The organism is Janthinobacterium sp. GW460-12-1-14-LB5, assembly GCF_059423585.1.
The window spans coordinates 200162-214162 of sequence record NZ_JBWKYD010000003.1 but is presented as its reverse complement, the minus strand read 5'-3'; the positions used below and the strand labels follow the sequence as shown (position 1 = coordinate 214162).

Annotated in this window: 15 protein-coding genes; 9 read left to right on the top strand and 6 right to left on the bottom strand. The window is 66.4% G+C overall.

Annotation, left to right across the window (positions count from 1 at the left end):
* Window positions 1-12: 12 nt before the first annotated feature.
* From AC07X6_RS04120 to AC07X6_RS04110, 3 genes are read right to left on the bottom strand one after another with little or no spacing between them, the layout of a single operon-like run.
* A complete protein-coding gene (locus tag AC07X6_RS04120; protein WP_494790187.1) occupies window positions 13-693 on the bottom strand; it encodes a hypothetical protein in 681 nt (226 codons plus the stop codon).
* 5 nt (window positions 694-698) lie between these two features.
* Window positions 699-1466 (bottom strand): MipA/OmpV family protein, encoded by a 768-nt coding sequence (locus tag AC07X6_RS04115; protein ID WP_494790186.1) that lies wholly within the window; start codon window positions 1464-1466, stop codon window positions 699-701.
* Window positions 1467-1474: 8 nt separating this feature from the next.
* Window positions 1475-2053, bottom strand: coding sequence for a porin family protein (locus tag AC07X6_RS04110; RefSeq protein ID WP_494790185.1), 579 nt, complete (start codon window positions 2051-2053; stop codon window positions 1475-1477).
* 203 nt (window positions 2054-2256) lie between these two features.
* Here AC07X6_RS04110 and AC07X6_RS04105 point away from each other — a divergent pair, with 203 nt between their 5' ends.
* Complete coding sequence (locus tag AC07X6_RS04105) at window positions 2257-2934, top strand: response regulator (RefSeq protein ID WP_092794982.1); 678 nt, start codon at window positions 2257-2259, stop codon at window positions 2932-2934.
* Window positions 2931-4232, top strand: coding sequence for an ATP-binding protein (locus AC07X6_RS04100; protein WP_494790184.1), 1302 nt, complete (start codon window positions 2931-2933; stop codon window positions 4230-4232). Before AC07X6_RS04105 ends, AC07X6_RS04100 begins: the two co-directional genes overlap by 4 nt.
* Here the strand turns inward: AC07X6_RS04100 and AC07X6_RS04095 are convergent.
* Entirely contained in the window at window positions 4213-5106 is an 894-nt protein-coding gene (locus tag AC07X6_RS04095) for an EamA family transporter (protein WP_494790183.1), read from the bottom strand. The two genes, AC07X6_RS04100 and AC07X6_RS04095, sit on opposite strands and share 20 nt — an antisense overlap.
* A gap of 77 nt (window positions 5107-5183) precedes the next feature.
* On the opposite strand from AC07X6_RS04095, the gene AC07X6_RS04090 reads away from it, so the two are divergent.
* Together AC07X6_RS04090 and AC07X6_RS04085 are read left to right on the top strand one after the other, a co-directional pair.
* A complete protein-coding gene (locus AC07X6_RS04090) occupies window positions 5184-5672 on the top strand; it encodes an Lrp/AsnC family transcriptional regulator (RefSeq protein ID WP_494790182.1) in 489 nt (162 codons plus the stop codon).
* Between the two features lie 4 nt (window positions 5673-5676).
* Window positions 5677-6498: an APH(3') family aminoglycoside O-phosphotransferase gene (locus tag AC07X6_RS04085; protein WP_494790181.1), complete on the top strand. Its 822-nt coding sequence runs from the start codon at window positions 5677-5679 to the stop codon at window positions 6496-6498.
* Window positions 6499-6511: 13 nt separating this feature from the next.
* Here the strand turns inward: AC07X6_RS04085 and AC07X6_RS04080 are convergent, their stop codons facing one another.
* Window positions 6512-7060 (bottom strand): hypothetical protein, encoded by a 549-nt coding sequence (locus AC07X6_RS04080; protein ID WP_494790180.1) that lies wholly within the window; start codon window positions 7058-7060, stop codon window positions 6512-6514.
* A 119-nt stretch (window positions 7061-7179) separates the two neighbouring features.
* On the opposite strand from AC07X6_RS04080, the gene AC07X6_RS04075 reads away from it, so the two are divergent.
* Window positions 7180-7563: a glutaredoxin gene (locus AC07X6_RS04075; RefSeq protein ID WP_494790179.1), complete on the top strand. Its 384-nt coding sequence runs from the start codon at window positions 7180-7182 to the stop codon at window positions 7561-7563.
* An 8-nt stretch (window positions 7564-7571) separates the two neighbouring features.
* Here AC07X6_RS04075 and AC07X6_RS04070 read toward each other — a convergent pair whose 3' ends face one another.
* Window positions 7572-7808, bottom strand: coding sequence for a DUF3820 family protein (locus tag AC07X6_RS04070; RefSeq protein WP_034749909.1), 237 nt, complete (start codon window positions 7806-7808; stop codon window positions 7572-7574).
* 144 nt (window positions 7809-7952) lie between these two features.
* Here AC07X6_RS04070 and AC07X6_RS04065 point away from each other — a divergent pair, with 144 nt between their 5' ends.
* The 4 genes from AC07X6_RS04065 (at window position 7953) to sppA (ending at window position 13942) form a co-directional block, all read left to right on the top strand.
* Window positions 7953-9164, top strand: a complete 1212-nt coding sequence (locus AC07X6_RS04065; RefSeq protein ID WP_494790178.1) for an MFS transporter — start codon at window positions 7953-7955, stop codon at window positions 9162-9164.
* A gap of 75 nt (window positions 9165-9239) precedes the next feature.
* Window positions 9240-10457: a YeeE/YedE family protein gene (locus AC07X6_RS04060; RefSeq protein ID WP_494790177.1), complete on the top strand. Its 1218-nt coding sequence runs from the start codon at window positions 9240-9242 to the stop codon at window positions 10455-10457.
* Between the two features lie 68 nt (window positions 10458-10525).
* Window positions 10526-12004, top strand: coding sequence for a sodium:solute symporter (locus tag AC07X6_RS04055; RefSeq protein ID WP_494790176.1), 1479 nt, complete (start codon window positions 10526-10528; stop codon window positions 12002-12004).
* 63 nt (window positions 12005-12067) lie between these two features.
* Window positions 12068-13942 (top strand): signal peptide peptidase SppA, encoded by a 1875-nt coding sequence (gene sppA / locus AC07X6_RS04050; RefSeq protein WP_494790175.1) that lies wholly within the window; start codon window positions 12068-12070, stop codon window positions 13940-13942.
* Window positions 13943-14001: the final 59 nt, after the last annotated feature.

The window sequence follows — 14001 nt, the reverse complement described above, 5'->3', positions numbered from 1 at the left end:
ACGCGGCCTGCCTTATTCCAGCAGGGCGGCGATCGCCAGCGGCGTGCCGCCGGTGAGGACCTGGCCCCCGTCCGGGTGCGCATGGAAACGGTAGGCGAAGATACGGAAACCGGCCACGGCGTCGCCGGGAAAGGCGGGGCCGTCCTGCGCCGCCAGCGGTGTTGCCGCGCCATCGCCGCCCTGGTAGCGCACTTGCGCCGCATCCGTCCTCGCATACGCAAACTGCACGCCGGCGCAGCGCTTGCCGCCAGTGCCGCCGGTGTAGCGCGTATAGGCGAGGAATTGTTCGCAGGCGGCGCGCAGGTCGGCCGCCGCATACACGCCATCGGGCCGCGTGACGATGGAGACCCACGCTCCCCAGGCGATCTGCCCCGGCTTGCGGTTCCAGGTCAGCTCCGCGTTGTCGTCATAGGCGGCCTTGGAAAACGGGAAAACGGCGCGGCCCAGCGCATCGAGCGGCAGCGCCAGCTGCGCGTCCTTGCCGTGCAAGGCCAGGCGCAAGCCATCCGTGGATACGCCGGCGTCGCGCGCGCGCAAGCGCAGATGCTGCTGCAGCAATTGCTTGGGCTTGCCGTACTTCTCGAACCAGATCATGTGGCGGTAGGCGTCGCGATACGCGGTCCAGTCGCTGCCTTCCTGTGCGCCGGCGAACGCGGGCAACAGTGCCAGGCCGAGAAGCAGGGGCTTGAGCATGGCGCTTAAAACCGGTAACCGAGTCCGCTGGACCAGGTGATGACGTTGCGCCGTTCGATGGCGGGACTGCGGGCCGGCCCGCTGCCCAGCCGCGTGCCCGTCACGGCGCTGTTGAGCAGCCACTTGCTGCTCAGGGCCCAGTTCCAGTTGACGCCCGCCTCGATGGCGGTGACGCCGCCGGCCGGACGGTAGTCGCGCGCGCCGCCGGCAGCAACGCTGACGGCGTAGCGCTCCTCCATCACGGCGCCGCTGGCCAGCGAGACGCCGGCCGACAGGGTCACCGTATGATGGGCCGCCAGCGAGGGCAGGGTCTTTTGCACTGCGAGTTGCGCGCGCCAGCCGTGCGCGCTCGTGTCGTACACCAGGATCGACGTGATGCGCGCCGCGTCGCCCAGGTAATGGCCATAAAATCCGCCCACGTCGGGCGAGCCCTTGATGCGCCGCGTGCCGCGCAGGCGCCAGCCATCTTCCGGATCGCGCGCATTGCTGGCGGCCAGCAGCGGACCGTATTCCACGCCCGGCGTGGCCGACAGGTGCATGCCCGCCACGCCGCTGGCCGAGACGAACACGCCGTTGCTCCACTGGACCTGCAGCAGCGGCCGCAGGACGGCGGCGCGCGGCGCGCCATCGTCCGTCGCGGAGCTGCCCGTGACGGCCGCTCCCACGTACATATCCCTGCTCCCGTCGGGCATCATCTGCGCGCCGGCGCCGCCGGCCAGCAGCAGCGCCGGCAGCAATAACCGGGGAGAAAAACGGGGAGCGAACTTGTTCATGCCATCCTTTAAAAACCGAAGCGGACACCGAGCGCGATGCGGTTCATCGTGCTGTCCAGTCCTTCGTATTTGACTGTCGGGGCGTGCTCCCATTCGAGCTGCAGCGCCACGTCCTTGTTGAGCTGGTAGGCCGCTCCCACGCTTGCGTACAGGCCCGTCTTGTTCGCCGATTCACCGGGTGGCGCATTCCTGCCGTCGATGGTGAATTCGACGCGGCTGCGCGCCACGCCGGCCTTGGCGAACAGCGACCAGTCCTCGTCCAGGCGCCAGGTGCCGCGCGCCGCCAGGTAGGCGGCGCTGGCGCGCACCCTGAGCCGGTAGCCGGGGTCGAGGTCGAAGCGGGTCGCGCCGCCGCTGGCGCGGTAGCCGCCTTCCAGGGCCCAGGCCGGCGTCAGTTCATAGCCGGCGAAGACGCCGAACGGCAGCGCCTTGCCGCTCGCGCCGCGCTGGCTCGCCGCGCCACCGGCCGCATACTGGATCTTGCCGTCGCTGGCCGGGCTGACGTTGGCGCCCACGTACAGGCCTTCGGCGTGGACGAGCGAGGTGGCGGCGACGGCGAGCAGGGTGCTGCATGCAAATTTTTTCATGTTCGGATTCCGGTTGAGGTAGGAGCCATGAATGTTAGGCAAACATCGTCCCGGAATCCGCCTGTGTTTGTCCTTGAATTGTCCGCAATTTGTAGGCCGCATTTGTATGAAAAGTGTACAAATGTGTACCTGATTGTCGAATATGCCACTTTCGCGCCGCGCTCCACTACAATACGCCACAAAAATGGCGGCGCGGAGGAGCGATGCAAGGTGTCATGCTGGTGGAAGACGATGCGCGGCTGGCCGCGCTGGTCAAGGAATACCTGGAGCAATACGACTATGCGGTCGACGTCGTCACGCGCGGCGACCAGGCCCTGGCGCGCTTTCGCGATACCCAGCCCGAGCTGGTGATACTCGACCTGACCCTGCCCGGCGTCGACGGCCTGGTGGTGTGCCGCCAGCTGCGCCAGCTCAGCGCCGTGCCCATCCTGATACTGACGGCGCGCGAAGACACCTTCGACGAAGTCTCGGGCCTGGAGCAGGGCGCCGACGACTACGTGAACAAGCCGATCCAGCCGCGCGTGCTGCTGGCCCGCCTGCGCGCGCTGCAGCGGCGCGGCAGCGCGGCGGCCGGCGGCGATATCGTCATCGGCCAGCTGCGCGTGTCGCGCGAGAACCGCGCCGTGCACTGGCGCGGGCAGGAAATCGCCATGAACAGCGCCGAATTCAAGCTGTTCGCCATCCTGGCCGACGCCGCGGGCAAGGTGATGTCGCGCAACGACATCCTCGTCAAGATGCGCGGCATCGAATTCGATGGCCTCGACCGCAGCATCGACAACTGCATCTCGCGCCTGCGCCGCAAGTTCGACGACGCCGCCGCCGAGCGCATCAAGACGGTGTGGGGCGAAGGCTATCTGCTCACGCCCTCGGCCTGGGAATGAACCGCCTGTTCTGGCGTTTCGCGCTGCTGGTGCTGCTGGCCATCGCGCTGGGCAGCGGCGTCATTTACTTCACCTTCAGCGGCCTGTTCGGCGACCCGCTCGAACACATCGCGCGCGACCAGGCCGCCGGCCAGATCTTCCTGCTGGAGCAGTACATCGACCAGGCGCCCGCCGACGAATGGCTGCCGCGCCTGAACAAGGTGCGCGAAGTGTCCGACGTCACGCTGGAACTGCAGCCGCTGGCCGCCGTGCTGGCGGCGCTGCCGGCGGCGCGGCGCGCGCCGCTGCTGCAAGGCGCCGTGGTGATGGACGTGGGCGGCAAGGGCTTTTACCGCCGCGTCGACGCCACGGGCGCGCGCTATGCCGGCAGCGAGGACGACGTGCTCCACGCGCAGAAGCTGCCCATCGACGTGGGCCAGGCGCTGCGCATGGAGGCGATCCGTTTCGCCGTCATCGCCCTGTGCCTGCTGCTGCCGCTCGGGTGGTGGACGCGCGCGCACGGCCGCAACCTGGCGGCGCTGTCGCGCATGGCCGACGATTTCGGACGGGGCGACCTGAGCGCGCGGGCGCGGGTCGGCCCCGGGTCCAGCATCGCGCCGCTGGCGGGCCGCATCAACGACATGGCCGGGCGCATCGGCTCCCTGCTGGAGGCGCGCAAGCATTTGCTGCTGTCGGTCTCGCACGAGCTGCGCACGCCGATCGCGCGGCTGGAATTCGGCCTGGAACTGCTGGCCGCGCGGCATGCGGACGGCCAGCCCGACCTGCAGCGGCGCGTCGACGCCATGGGCGCCGACGTCGGGGAATTGAAAACCCTCGTCAATGAGCTGCTGGGCCTGATGCAGCTCGATCATGCGCAGGCGCTGCCGCGCCAGTCCTTCCCCCTGGCGCCCCTGCTGCACGGCTGCCTGGCGGCTGCCTTGCCGCGCCAGGTGGAAGCCTGCATCGCCGCCGACCTGGGCGAGGTGCGCGGCGACCCCCGCCTGCTGGCGCGCGCCATCGGCAACCTGCTGGGCAATGCGGCCAAATATGCCGCCGCGCGCGTCGCGCTGTCGGCCGTGCGCGATGGCGAGGCGCTGCGCATCGTCATCGAGGATGATGGTCCCGGCATTCCCGCAGACCAGCGCGAACGGGTGTTCGCCCCGTTCTACCGCCTGGAGCGCGAGCAGGACCATGCGGCCGCGGGCCACGGCCTGGGACTGGCCATCGCCGCCAGGGCCGTCGCGCTGCACGGCGGCACCATCGCCGTCGACGATGCGCCGCTGGGCGGCGCCCGCTTCACTATCTGCATTCGGCCATGAGCGCCGGCGCATCGCGCTTCTGGCGCTGCGCCATGTAGGAACTGCCCATGGAGGCGGCCATGATCATGGCGATGGCCAGCCATTGCGCGGCGTCAAGGCGTTCGTCGAGCAGGATGAAGGCCAGCATGGCGGCCACGGCCGGTTCCATGCTGCTCATGATGCCGAACGCTTGCGGCGTCAGCCGTTTCAGGGCCACCATTTCCAGCGAAATCGGTATCGCGCTGGAAATGAGCGCCACCCCTAATCCCACGCCCAGCACGACGGGCGAGAGCAGGGCGGCGCCGCTGTGCGCCACGCCCACGGGCACCACCACCAGCGCGGCCATGGTCAGGCCCAGGGAGACCGAATGGCCCGCATGCAAATGGCTGGCGCGCTTGCCGAAGACGATGTACGAGGCCCAGCAGACGGCCGCCGCCAGCGCGAACAGCACGCCCGTGGGATCGAGATTGCTGATGTCGTGGCCGAGCGGCAACAGCAGCGCCAGTCCCGCCACGGCCAGGGCCACCCAGACGAAGTCGAGCGGGCGGCGCGAGGCCAGCAGGGCCACAGCCAGCGGGCCGGAAAACTCGATGGCCACGGCGATGCCGAACGGGATCGTGCGCAAGGCCATGTAGAAGCACAGGTTGGTCAAGCCCAGCGCCGCGCCGTACAGGGCCACCGTGCGCAGGTCGGCACGGCTCAGCTGCCAGCGCCACGGGCGCCAGAACAGCAACAGCAGCAGGGCGGAAAAGCCCACGCGCACGGCCGTCGTGCCTTGCGCACCGACCAGCGGGAACAGGCTGTGCTTGGCCCACGAAGTGCCCAGCCCCAGCGCGGTGACGGAGCCGAGGATGGCAAGCAGGGGAATGAACGAGGAATAGCGGCGTAATGGCATGGTGATAAAAGGCTTGATATCGGAATAGCGAAAGTTTATTGTGTCTGCTCCGATATTTGCACTGCATTTTGACCTCCATGACGCAACTTTCGCTCACGTCTTCCCCCGACCTCGATGCCTTCGACCTGGCCATCCTCGACATCTTGCAGCGCGATAACACGACTTCGCAGCGTGAAATCGCCCAGGCCGTGCATTTGTCGGCGCCGGCCGTGCAGCGGCGCATCCGCCGCCTGCGCGAGAGCGGCGTGATCCGCAACGAGGTGGCCGTGCTCGACGCCAGCCGCCTGGGCCGCCCTTTGATACTCACGGTGGAAGTGCATCTGCACGACGAGCACCCGCTGCGCACGGCCGGCATGCGCGCGCGCATCATGGCCGAACCCGCCATCCAGCAGTGTTACGGCATCACGGGCGAGGCCGATTACCTGCTGGTCATCACGGCCAGCAGCATGGCCGAGTACGAGGCGCTGACGGAGCGCCTGTTTGGCGGCGACGACAATATCCGGCGCTACCGCACTTCCGTGGCCTTGACCTGCCTCAAGATGGGCTTGCACGTGCCGCTGGGCTAGAGCGATGACTACCTCCGACAAGATGCCAACCTCCGTGACGGCGGCCATGCCCGCCAGCCTGCGCGCCGCCGTTGCCGGATATCGATGGGCGCGCGACAGCATCGGCGAATCGGACGCTGCCGTCTACCGTCTGCAGGGCCGGAACGGTGCGCCGGACCTGTTCTTGAAGCACGGCAAGGGTACCGCCGCTGCCGACCTCGCCGATGAACTGGCGCGCCTGCGTTGGCTGGCGCCGCAGCTGCCCGTGCCGGCCGTGGTCCAGTTCGCCCGCGTGGCGGACCCAGACCAGGCATGGCTGCTGACGGCGGCGCTGCCGGGCAAGCCGGCGTCCGCATTGCTGGACGCCGATCCCGGGCTTGGCTCCGCCGCGGCCGGCGCGCTGGCGGCCTTCCTGCGCCGCCTGCACGCGCTGCCCGCGAGCGCCTGCCCGTTCGACGCCGGCCATGCCGTCCGGCTGGCCCAGGCGCGCCGGCGCATCGATGCGGGCCTCGTCGACGCCGACGATTTCGATGCCGGGCGGCAAGGCTGGACGGCGCAGCAGGTGTGGCTGGCGCTGCAGGATTGCCTGCCGCTCACGCCCGACCTCGTCGTCACGCATGGCGACTTCTCGCTGGAAAATATCCTGATGCAGGACGGCGCCGTCGTCGGCTGCCTCGACGTGGGACGGGCCGGCGTTGCCGACCGTTACCAAGACCTGGCCATCGTCTGGCGTGCTCTCGGTGAGTTGGACGCCGCGCTACAGCAAAGGTTTGCTGAGCAATATGGGCTGCTTGATATCGATCAAGGCAAGCTGCAATTTCATTTGCTGCTCGACGAGCTGTTTTGAGCGCCGCCCGCGATCACGGCTCTTCACGCTCGGCATCGCGTTCGCGGCAGCTCAGGGACGCGTAATGGCCTTTGGGCATCCTGTTCTTGATGGCCACTTCGTTCAGTGCATGTCCGATATCGACGGGGTCGCTCAAGGTGCAGCGCTGGGCGCTGGCGAACGCTTGCAGCTTCTGCGTGCTGCCCTGCACCTTGACCGTCACGCCCGCCCCGGGGCTGACGCAGCAGCCGATGTATTGCGCGATGTATTCTTCCTCGATCAGCACCAGTGCATGCCCCATGAAGCTGGCCGGCTTTTTCAGCAGGTAGTAATCGGTGTAATCGAAGCGCTGGTCGGGGCGCTTGCCGATGTAGCCTTCGCGCATGTAGGCCCGGATGGCCTTGCCGGAGGTGCCCACTCTGGCTGTCGTGCCCTTTTTCAGGTGCAGCGCCTGGATCAGGCCGCTTTCAAGCCCCTCATCGGTAACGGCAGCGGCGGCGCTGGCGCCAGTGGCGGCGGCGAGCAGAAGGGCGCCGAGCAGGCGGCGGGTGCGGCATGCCGGCATGGGAGTGATTGCTTGCATATATTTCATGTGAAGGGGAGAAGAGGCGCAGTGTAGCCCACCCCAGCCCGTGCGCATGGCACAAGTGCGTGGCACAATGCGTGATCCGCACGCCCCGTGCCACTGACCCCAGGACTTTCATGACCCGCGCCATCCTCGACGAAGCCCAGATCCATCCCGCCGCCCGCTCCTTGATCGGCAGCAAGCACCAGGACATCGTGCGCGAAGTGCAGCGAGCCATCGCCGCGCACCAGGTGGTGGTGGTCGGCATGGCGCTCAACCCGTTCCCGCGCAAGGCGCGCAAGATGCTCGACGTGCTGGGCACGCCTTATCAGTACCTGCAATACGGCAGCTATCTGAACCAGTGGCACCGCCGCAATGCCCTGAAAATGTGGACGGGCTGGCCCACGTTTCCCATGGTTTTCGTGAATGGCGTGCTCATCGGCGGCGCCAGCGAGCTGCACAAGCTCGTGGAAAATGGCGAGTTCAGCGCCATGCTGGCGAAGAAGCTGCGCGCGATTTAAGCTCGGTCCTATTCGCCCGGCCGCCACGGCGACTTGCGCGTGCGCAAGGGGTCGAGCAAGCTGCGTAAATCGTTGTGGTCGAGCTCGTACATCAGCGCGATTAAACTGCCCAGTTCGCCCGAGGGGAAGCCCTCGCGCGCGAACCAGCCCAGGTAATGGCCCGGCAAGTCGGCCAGCAGCCTTCCCTGATATTTCCCGTATGGCATTTCGCGCGTGACCAGCAGCGCCAGTTTTTCTGAATTCATGGTGGAAATCTCGTGTTGACCTGCCCAGTGTAGCAGACCTCTACATTGTTGAGTTTGGCGCAACTATCTTCTGCCCGCTGACGTATTTTTCGGAACAAAGAAAACCCCGATACTGCATGCCAACATCATTTATCGGAGTTTGTCATGCCCATTGCCTTGCTCGCGCTGACCCTCAGCGCATTTGCCATCGGAACCACCGAGTTTGTCATCGTGGGACTGTTGCCCACCATCGCCGCTGACCTGGGCGTCAATCTGCCCTCGGCCGGCCTGCTGGTCAGCCTGTACGCGCTGGGCGTCGCCGTCGGCGCACCCGTGCTGACTGCCCTGACGGGCAAGATACCGCGCAAGACCCTGCTGCTGTCGCTGATGGTCTTGTTCACCCTGGGTAACTTGCTGGCGTGGAAATCGCCCGGCTATGCAACCCTCGTCGTCGCCCGCATCCTGACGGGGCTGGCGCATGGCGTGTTCTTTTCCATCGGCTCGACCATCGCCACGTCATTGGTGCCGAAAGACAAGGCGGCCAGCGCGATTGCCATCATGTTTACGGGCCTGACCGTGGCCCTGGTGACGGGCGTGCCGCTGGGCACTTTCATCGGCCAGCACTTCGGCTGGCGCGAAACCTTCCTCGCCGTCTCGGCCCTGGGCCTGGTGGCCTTCATCGGCAGCCTGCTGTACGTGCCGTCGACCATCAAGCACAGCAAGCCTGCCTCGCTGCTGCAGCAAGTGCAGGTGCTGGGCCAGCCCCGGCTGCTGCTGGTGTACGCGATGACGGCCGTCGGCTATGGCGGCTCCTTCATCGCCTTTACCTATCTGGCGCCGATCTTGCAGCAAGTGTCGGGTTTCAGCGCCGGCGCCGTGGGCGCGGTAATGCTCGTGTATGGCGTGTCCGTGGCGTTCGGCAATATCTGGGGCGGCAAGCTGGCCGACAGCAAGGGGCCCGTGCGCGCCCTGAAACGGATCTTCCTGCTGCTGGCAGCCGTGCTGCTGCTGTTGACCTTCACTGCGCCGCACCCGGTGCTCGTCGTTATCACCGTGCTGCTGTGGGGCGCCGTGGCTTTCGGCAATGTTGCTGGTTTACAAGTGTATGTCGTACAGCAAGCCGAACACTTCACGCCCCGCGCCGTGGACGTGGCTTCCGGCCTGAATATCGCCGCTTTTAATCTGGGCATCGCCGGCGGCGCCTGGGGCGGCGGCTTGATCGTGGAACACCTGGGTCTCGTGCACACGGGCTGGATCGGCGCGCTCGTCGTGCTGGGCGCGTTTGGCTTGACGGCCTTGAGCGGCCGCATGGACCGCCTGCATCCCATTCCCGTGCGTGCTGGCGGCGAAAAGTCGATGCATGCGGTGGGGCATTAATCTACAGGCAAGTCGCTGGTACGGACGAGAGTAGGGTTTACAATGGTGTTTACTTTCCTCTCGCCCATACTCCCCATGTCCGATACCGCAATGTCACCGCTGCGCCTGCGCGCCGCCATCAATCCTAAACCGCTGGGCGTGGCGCTCTTGCTCATCGTGCTCGGCGCCTGCTACCTGGCGCAAACCGTCGGCGCCACGCAGGCCGCGCTGTACGTGGTGGGCGCCTTGCTCGGCATCACCCTGTATCACGCGGCCTTCGGTTTCACGTCCGCCTGGCGCGTCTTCATCGCCGATGGCCGCGGCGACGGCTTGCGCGCGCAAATGCTGATGCTGGCCGTGGGCGTGGCCCTGTTTTTCCCGGCATTGTCGGCCGGCACGCTGTTCGGCACGCCCGTCGCCGGGCTGGTGTCGCCCGCCGGCACTTCCGTCATCTTCGGCGCCTTCATCTTCGGCATCGGCATGCAGCTGGGCGGCGGCTGCGCCTCCGGCACGCTGTACACGGTGGGCGGGGGCAGCACGCGCATGCTCATCACCCTGGCCGCCTTCATCGTCGGCTCCGTGATCGGCACGGCGCACATGCCGTTCTGGACGGCGTTGCCGCAACTGAAACCCATTTCCCTCGTCACGACGCTGGGCCTGGTACCGGCGCTGGCGCTGAACTGGATCGTCTTCGCGCTGATCGCCGGCATCACGGTGCTGGTGGAAAAGCGCCGCCACGGCAAGCTCGTCGCCACGCCCCTGCGCCCGTCGCAAGCGTCGCCCTGGCTGCACGGCCCCTGGCCGCTGGTGGCGGGCGCCATCGCGCTCGTCGTGCTCAATTTCATCACCCTGGCGCTGTCGGGCAAGCCGTGGGGCGTGACGTCCGCGTTTGCCCTGTGGGGCGCCAAGGCCGCGTCCGTGGTCGGCATCGACACGGCCAGCTGGGCCTACTGGTCGACCAAGGCCAACGCGGCCGCGCTGGCCGCGCCTTTGACGCAGGACAAGACTTCCGTGATGGATATCGGCATCGTGCTGGGCGCCATGCTGGCCGCGGCCCTGGCCGGCCGCTATGCGCCCGTGTGGCGCATCCCGCGCCGCTCGGTCATCGCCGCCATCGTCGGCGGCTTGCTGCTCGGCTACGGTGCGCGCCTGGCCTATGGCTGCAATATCGGCGCCTACTTCAGCGGCATCGTCTCGGGCAGCTTGCACGGGTGGCTGTGGCTGGTCTGCGCCTTCCTGGGCAACGTCGTCGGCACGCGTTTGCGTCCGTGGTTCGGCCTGGAAGTGGAGAAAGTCAAACCGACTGGCTGCTGAGGCCGGCATAAACAGGGGCTTTGCTGTATATTTCTGCCCCTGTTCCCCTTGCCGCCAGCGTCTCGCCCATGTCCCCAGTCACCCTGTTTTCCGTCGTCCTCGCGTATTTTTTGATCCTGCTGGGCGTGGCGTGGCGCACCTCGCGCCATGCCACCAATGACAGTTTCTTCATCGGCAACAAGGACAGCAACTGGATGCTGGTGGCCTTCGGCATGGTCGGCACCACGCTCACGGGCGTGACCTTCATCAGCGTGCCCGGCGCCGTGGGCAGCAACGGTTTCGGCTACATCCAGCTGATGCTCGGCTATGTGCTCGGCTACCTGGTCATCACCTTCATTCTGTTGCCGCTGTACTACCGGCTGCAGCTGACGTCCATCTACCGCTACCTGGAAGTGCGCCTGGGCCGGCGTTCCTACCAGAGCGGGGCGGCGTTTTTCATCGTCTCGCGCCTGCTGGGCGCCACGGCGCGGCTGTATCTGGTGGTTAATATCCTGCAAGCCACCATACTCGACAGCCTGGGCGTGCCATTCTGGCTGACGTCGTGCATCGTGCTGCTGCTGATCCTGCTCTACACGTACGAGGGCGGCGTGAAGACCATCGTCTGGACCGATACCCTGCAAACGGCGTGCATGCTGGCCGGCCTCGTCATCTGCAGCGTGTTTTTGCTGCGAGAGATGGACTTGTCGCTCATCGACAGCCTCGAACGCATGCGCGCGCAAGGCCTCACGCGCATGTTCACTACCGACCCGGACAGCCCCGCGTATGTGTGGAAGCACATTCTCGCCGGCATGTTCATCACGATTGCCATGACGGGCATGGACCAGGAAATGATGCAAAAGAACATTTCCGTGCGGACCTTGCGCGATTCGCAAAAAAACATGCTGAGTCTCACCGTGGTGCTGACGGGCGTGCTGCTGCTGTTCCTGTTTCTGGGCGGCCTGCTGCACCTGTACGCGCCGCTGGCTGGCGTGACGGCGACAGGGGATAAACTCTTCCCGGCCGTCGTGCTGGGGCACTTTCCCGCCGTGGTGCAGCTGATTTTCTTCATCGCCCTGATCTCCGCCCTGTTTCCCAGCGTGGATGGGGCGCTCACTGCCCTGACGTCCACTTTCTGCATCGACATTTTGGGCGTGCAGCGCAGGCCGGACTTGAGCGCGGCGGCGCAGATGCGCTGGCGCCGCCGTGTGCACCTGGGCTTTTCCGCATTGTTCTTGATATTGATCATGGCCTTCAAGTGGCTGAACGACCCCAGCATGATAGGCGTGATCCTGAAACTGGCCAGCTATACCTATGGTCCGCTGCTGGGCCTGTTCGCCTTCGGCCTGCTCAGCCAGCGCGGCGTGCGCGACCGCTGGGTGCCGCTGGTGGCCGTGGCGGGGCCGTTGCTGTGCGCGCTGATCGAAGGGGAGCAGGCGCGGCTGTTCGAACATTACCGCATCGGCCTGGAATTGCTGATCCTGAATGGCGCCCTGGTACTTGCTGGCTTGTTCCTCATTTCCACGCCGGCAGGGCAGGGCGGCGCGGGCACGCTACAGTTGTCAAAATAAGACGATTCAGGCCGTTTTCAGTTATATTGATTTCCTTTAGGTACATAACCTCACGGAGCATCGATGTCACTCAACCCCTTCCCGCCGCTACGCCGCGGTTTTGGCGCATTCTGGCGCGCGCTGGACGCCACCCGCCGCGCGGTCATCAATCTGATTTTCCTGCTGATCGTCATCGCCATCCTGATCGCCATCTTTGGCGGCGGCGCCAAGCCCCTGGCCGAGAAGACCACCCTGGTGCTGGACCTGCAAGGCCCGCTGGTCGAGGAAACCCCGGGCGGCGTGCGCGAGGCGGTGCTGGCCAATGTCAGCGGCGAAGTCAAGAAAAGCGTGCAGCTGCGCGACGTGCTGGCCGTGCTCGACACGGCGGGCAAGGACAAGAACATCGGCTCCATGGTGATCCTGCTCGACGAATTGCAGGGCGGCGGCCTGGCGTCGCTGCGCGAAGTGGCGGCCGGCGTGGAACGCTTCCGCGCCACGGGCAAGAAAGTCACGGCCTGGGGTTCCAGCTACAACCAGCGCCAGTACCTGGTGGCGGCCAAGGCCGACGAGGTATTCCTGCACCCGATGGGCGGCGTCATGCTGGAAGGCTTTGGCCGCTACCGCAATTACTACCGCGACGCGCTCGACAAGGTGGGCGTGACGGTGAACCTGCTGAAAGTGGGCACATATAAAAGCGCGGCCGAGCCTTTCATCGCCAACGGCCCGTCCGAAGCGGCGGCCGAGGCGGACCGCTACCTGAACAGCGGCCTGTGGGCTACCTACACGGCGGACGTGGAAAAGGCGCGCAAGCTGCCGGCCGGCGCCATCATGCAGGCTATCGATGCGCTGCCCGCGCTGATGACGGCTGCCGGCGGCGACCTGGGCAAGCTGTCGCTGGACGCCAAGCTGGTCGACGGCCTGAAAACGCGCGATGAACTGCGCCAGTTCATGATGGCGCGCGGCGCCAGGAACACGGAAGGCACGAATTTCCGCCAGGTGAACTACACCGATTACCTGGCGCGCCTGCGCCCCGTGCACATCGGCGACGCCGTCGGCGTGGTCATCGCCTCGGGTGAAATCGGCGACGGCATCGCGGCACCGGGCGCCATCGGCGGCCTGTCCACCTCGCGTTTGATCCGCCAGGCGCGTGAAGACAAGTCGATCAAGGCCGTCGTGCTGCGCGTCGATTCGCCGGGCGGCAGCGCCTTCGGCTCGGAACTGATCCGCCGCGAACTGGAGCTGACGCGCGCCGCCGGCAAGCCCGTGGTCGTCTCGATGGGCAACGTGGCCGCGTCGGGCGGCTACTGGATCAGCACCTCATCCGATGAAGTGATCGCCGACGCGGCCACCATCACCGGTTCCATCGGCGTGTTCGCGTTGTTGCCGACGGCCGACAAGGTGGTGGAAAAGCTGGGCATCCACACGGCCGGCTCGCCGACCACCTGGCTGGCCGACGCGGGCAATCCTTTGCGCCCGCTCGACCCGCGCTTCGCGCAAGTGATCCAGGGTTCGATCAACCACGTGTATGGCGACTTCCTGAACCTGGCCGCCAAGGCGCGCAAGACCACGCCCGAGAAAATCAATGAAGTGGCGCAGGGCCGCGTCTGGACGGGCTTGCAGGCGAAAGAGCGCAACCTGGTCGACCGCATCGGCAGCTATGGCGATGCGCTGGCGTCGGCCGCCAAGCGCGCCAAGCTGGGCGCCGACTACCGCGTGACCTACCTGGAGCAGGAAACGTCGAACGTCGACCGTTTGCTGGGCATGTTCGGCTCCAAGGCCATGGCCTCGCTGGGCCTGGGCGAGCACGTGAAACTGGGCCTGGCCACGACCGGCTTGCCGGCCGACGCGGCGCTGGGCATGGCGCAGGACTTGAGTTGGCTGTCTGGCATCACGCGCGAGCGCAAACCGTTCATGGCCCTTACGCACTGCCTGTGCGAGGTGCCTTTGGGCGGCAAGTAACACCCACATCAACAGCATACCCAAGCCGGCTTCGTCCGGCTTGTTTCATATCAGGAGCA

Bases quoted from the DNA above. Each gene is read 5' to 3' on its own strand.
- AC07X6_RS04120 (WP_494790187.1), bottom strand. From the start codon at position 693: ATGCTCAAGCCCCTGCTTCTCGGCCTGGCACTGTTGCCCGCGTTCGCC.
- AC07X6_RS04115 (WP_494790186.1), bottom strand. From the start codon at position 1,466: ATGAACAAGTTCGCTCCCCGTTTTTCTCCCCGGTTATTGCTGCCGGCG.
- AC07X6_RS04110 (WP_494790185.1), bottom strand. From the start codon at position 2,053: ATGAAAAAATTTGCATGCAGCACCCTGCTCGCCGTCGCCGCCACCTCG.
- AC07X6_RS04105 (WP_092794982.1), top strand. From the start codon at position 2,257: ATGCAAGGTGTCATGCTGGTGGAAGACGATGCGCGGCTGGCCGCGCTG.
- AC07X6_RS04100 (WP_494790184.1), top strand. From the start codon at position 2,931: ATGAACCGCCTGTTCTGGCGTTTCGCGCTGCTGGTGCTGCTGGCCATC.
- AC07X6_RS04095 (WP_494790183.1), bottom strand. From the start codon at position 5,106: ATGCCATTACGCCGCTATTCCTCGTTCATTCCCCTGCTTGCCATCCTC.
- AC07X6_RS04090 (WP_494790182.1), top strand. From the start codon at position 5,184: ATGACGCAACTTTCGCTCACGTCTTCCCCCGACCTCGATGCCTTCGAC.
- AC07X6_RS04085 (WP_494790181.1), top strand. From the start codon at position 5,677: ATGACTACCTCCGACAAGATGCCAACCTCCGTGACGGCGGCCATGCCC.
- AC07X6_RS04080 (WP_494790180.1), bottom strand. From the start codon at position 7,060: ATGCAAGCAATCACTCCCATGCCGGCATGCCGCACCCGCCGCCTGCTC.
- AC07X6_RS04075 (WP_494790179.1), top strand. From the start codon at position 7,180: ATGACCCGCGCCATCCTCGACGAAGCCCAGATCCATCCCGCCGCCCGC.
- AC07X6_RS04070 (WP_034749909.1), bottom strand. From the start codon at position 7,808: ATGAATTCAGAAAAACTGGCGCTGCTGGTCACGCGCGAAATGCCATAC.
- AC07X6_RS04065 (WP_494790178.1), top strand. From the start codon at position 7,953: ATGCCCATTGCCTTGCTCGCGCTGACCCTCAGCGCATTTGCCATCGGA.
- AC07X6_RS04060 (WP_494790177.1), top strand. From the start codon at position 9,240: ATGTCCGATACCGCAATGTCACCGCTGCGCCTGCGCGCCGCCATCAAT.
- AC07X6_RS04055 (WP_494790176.1), top strand. From the start codon at position 10,526: ATGTCCCCAGTCACCCTGTTTTCCGTCGTCCTCGCGTATTTTTTGATC.
- sppA (WP_494790175.1), top strand. From the start codon at position 12,068: ATGTCACTCAACCCCTTCCCGCCGCTACGCCGCGGTTTTGGCGCATTC.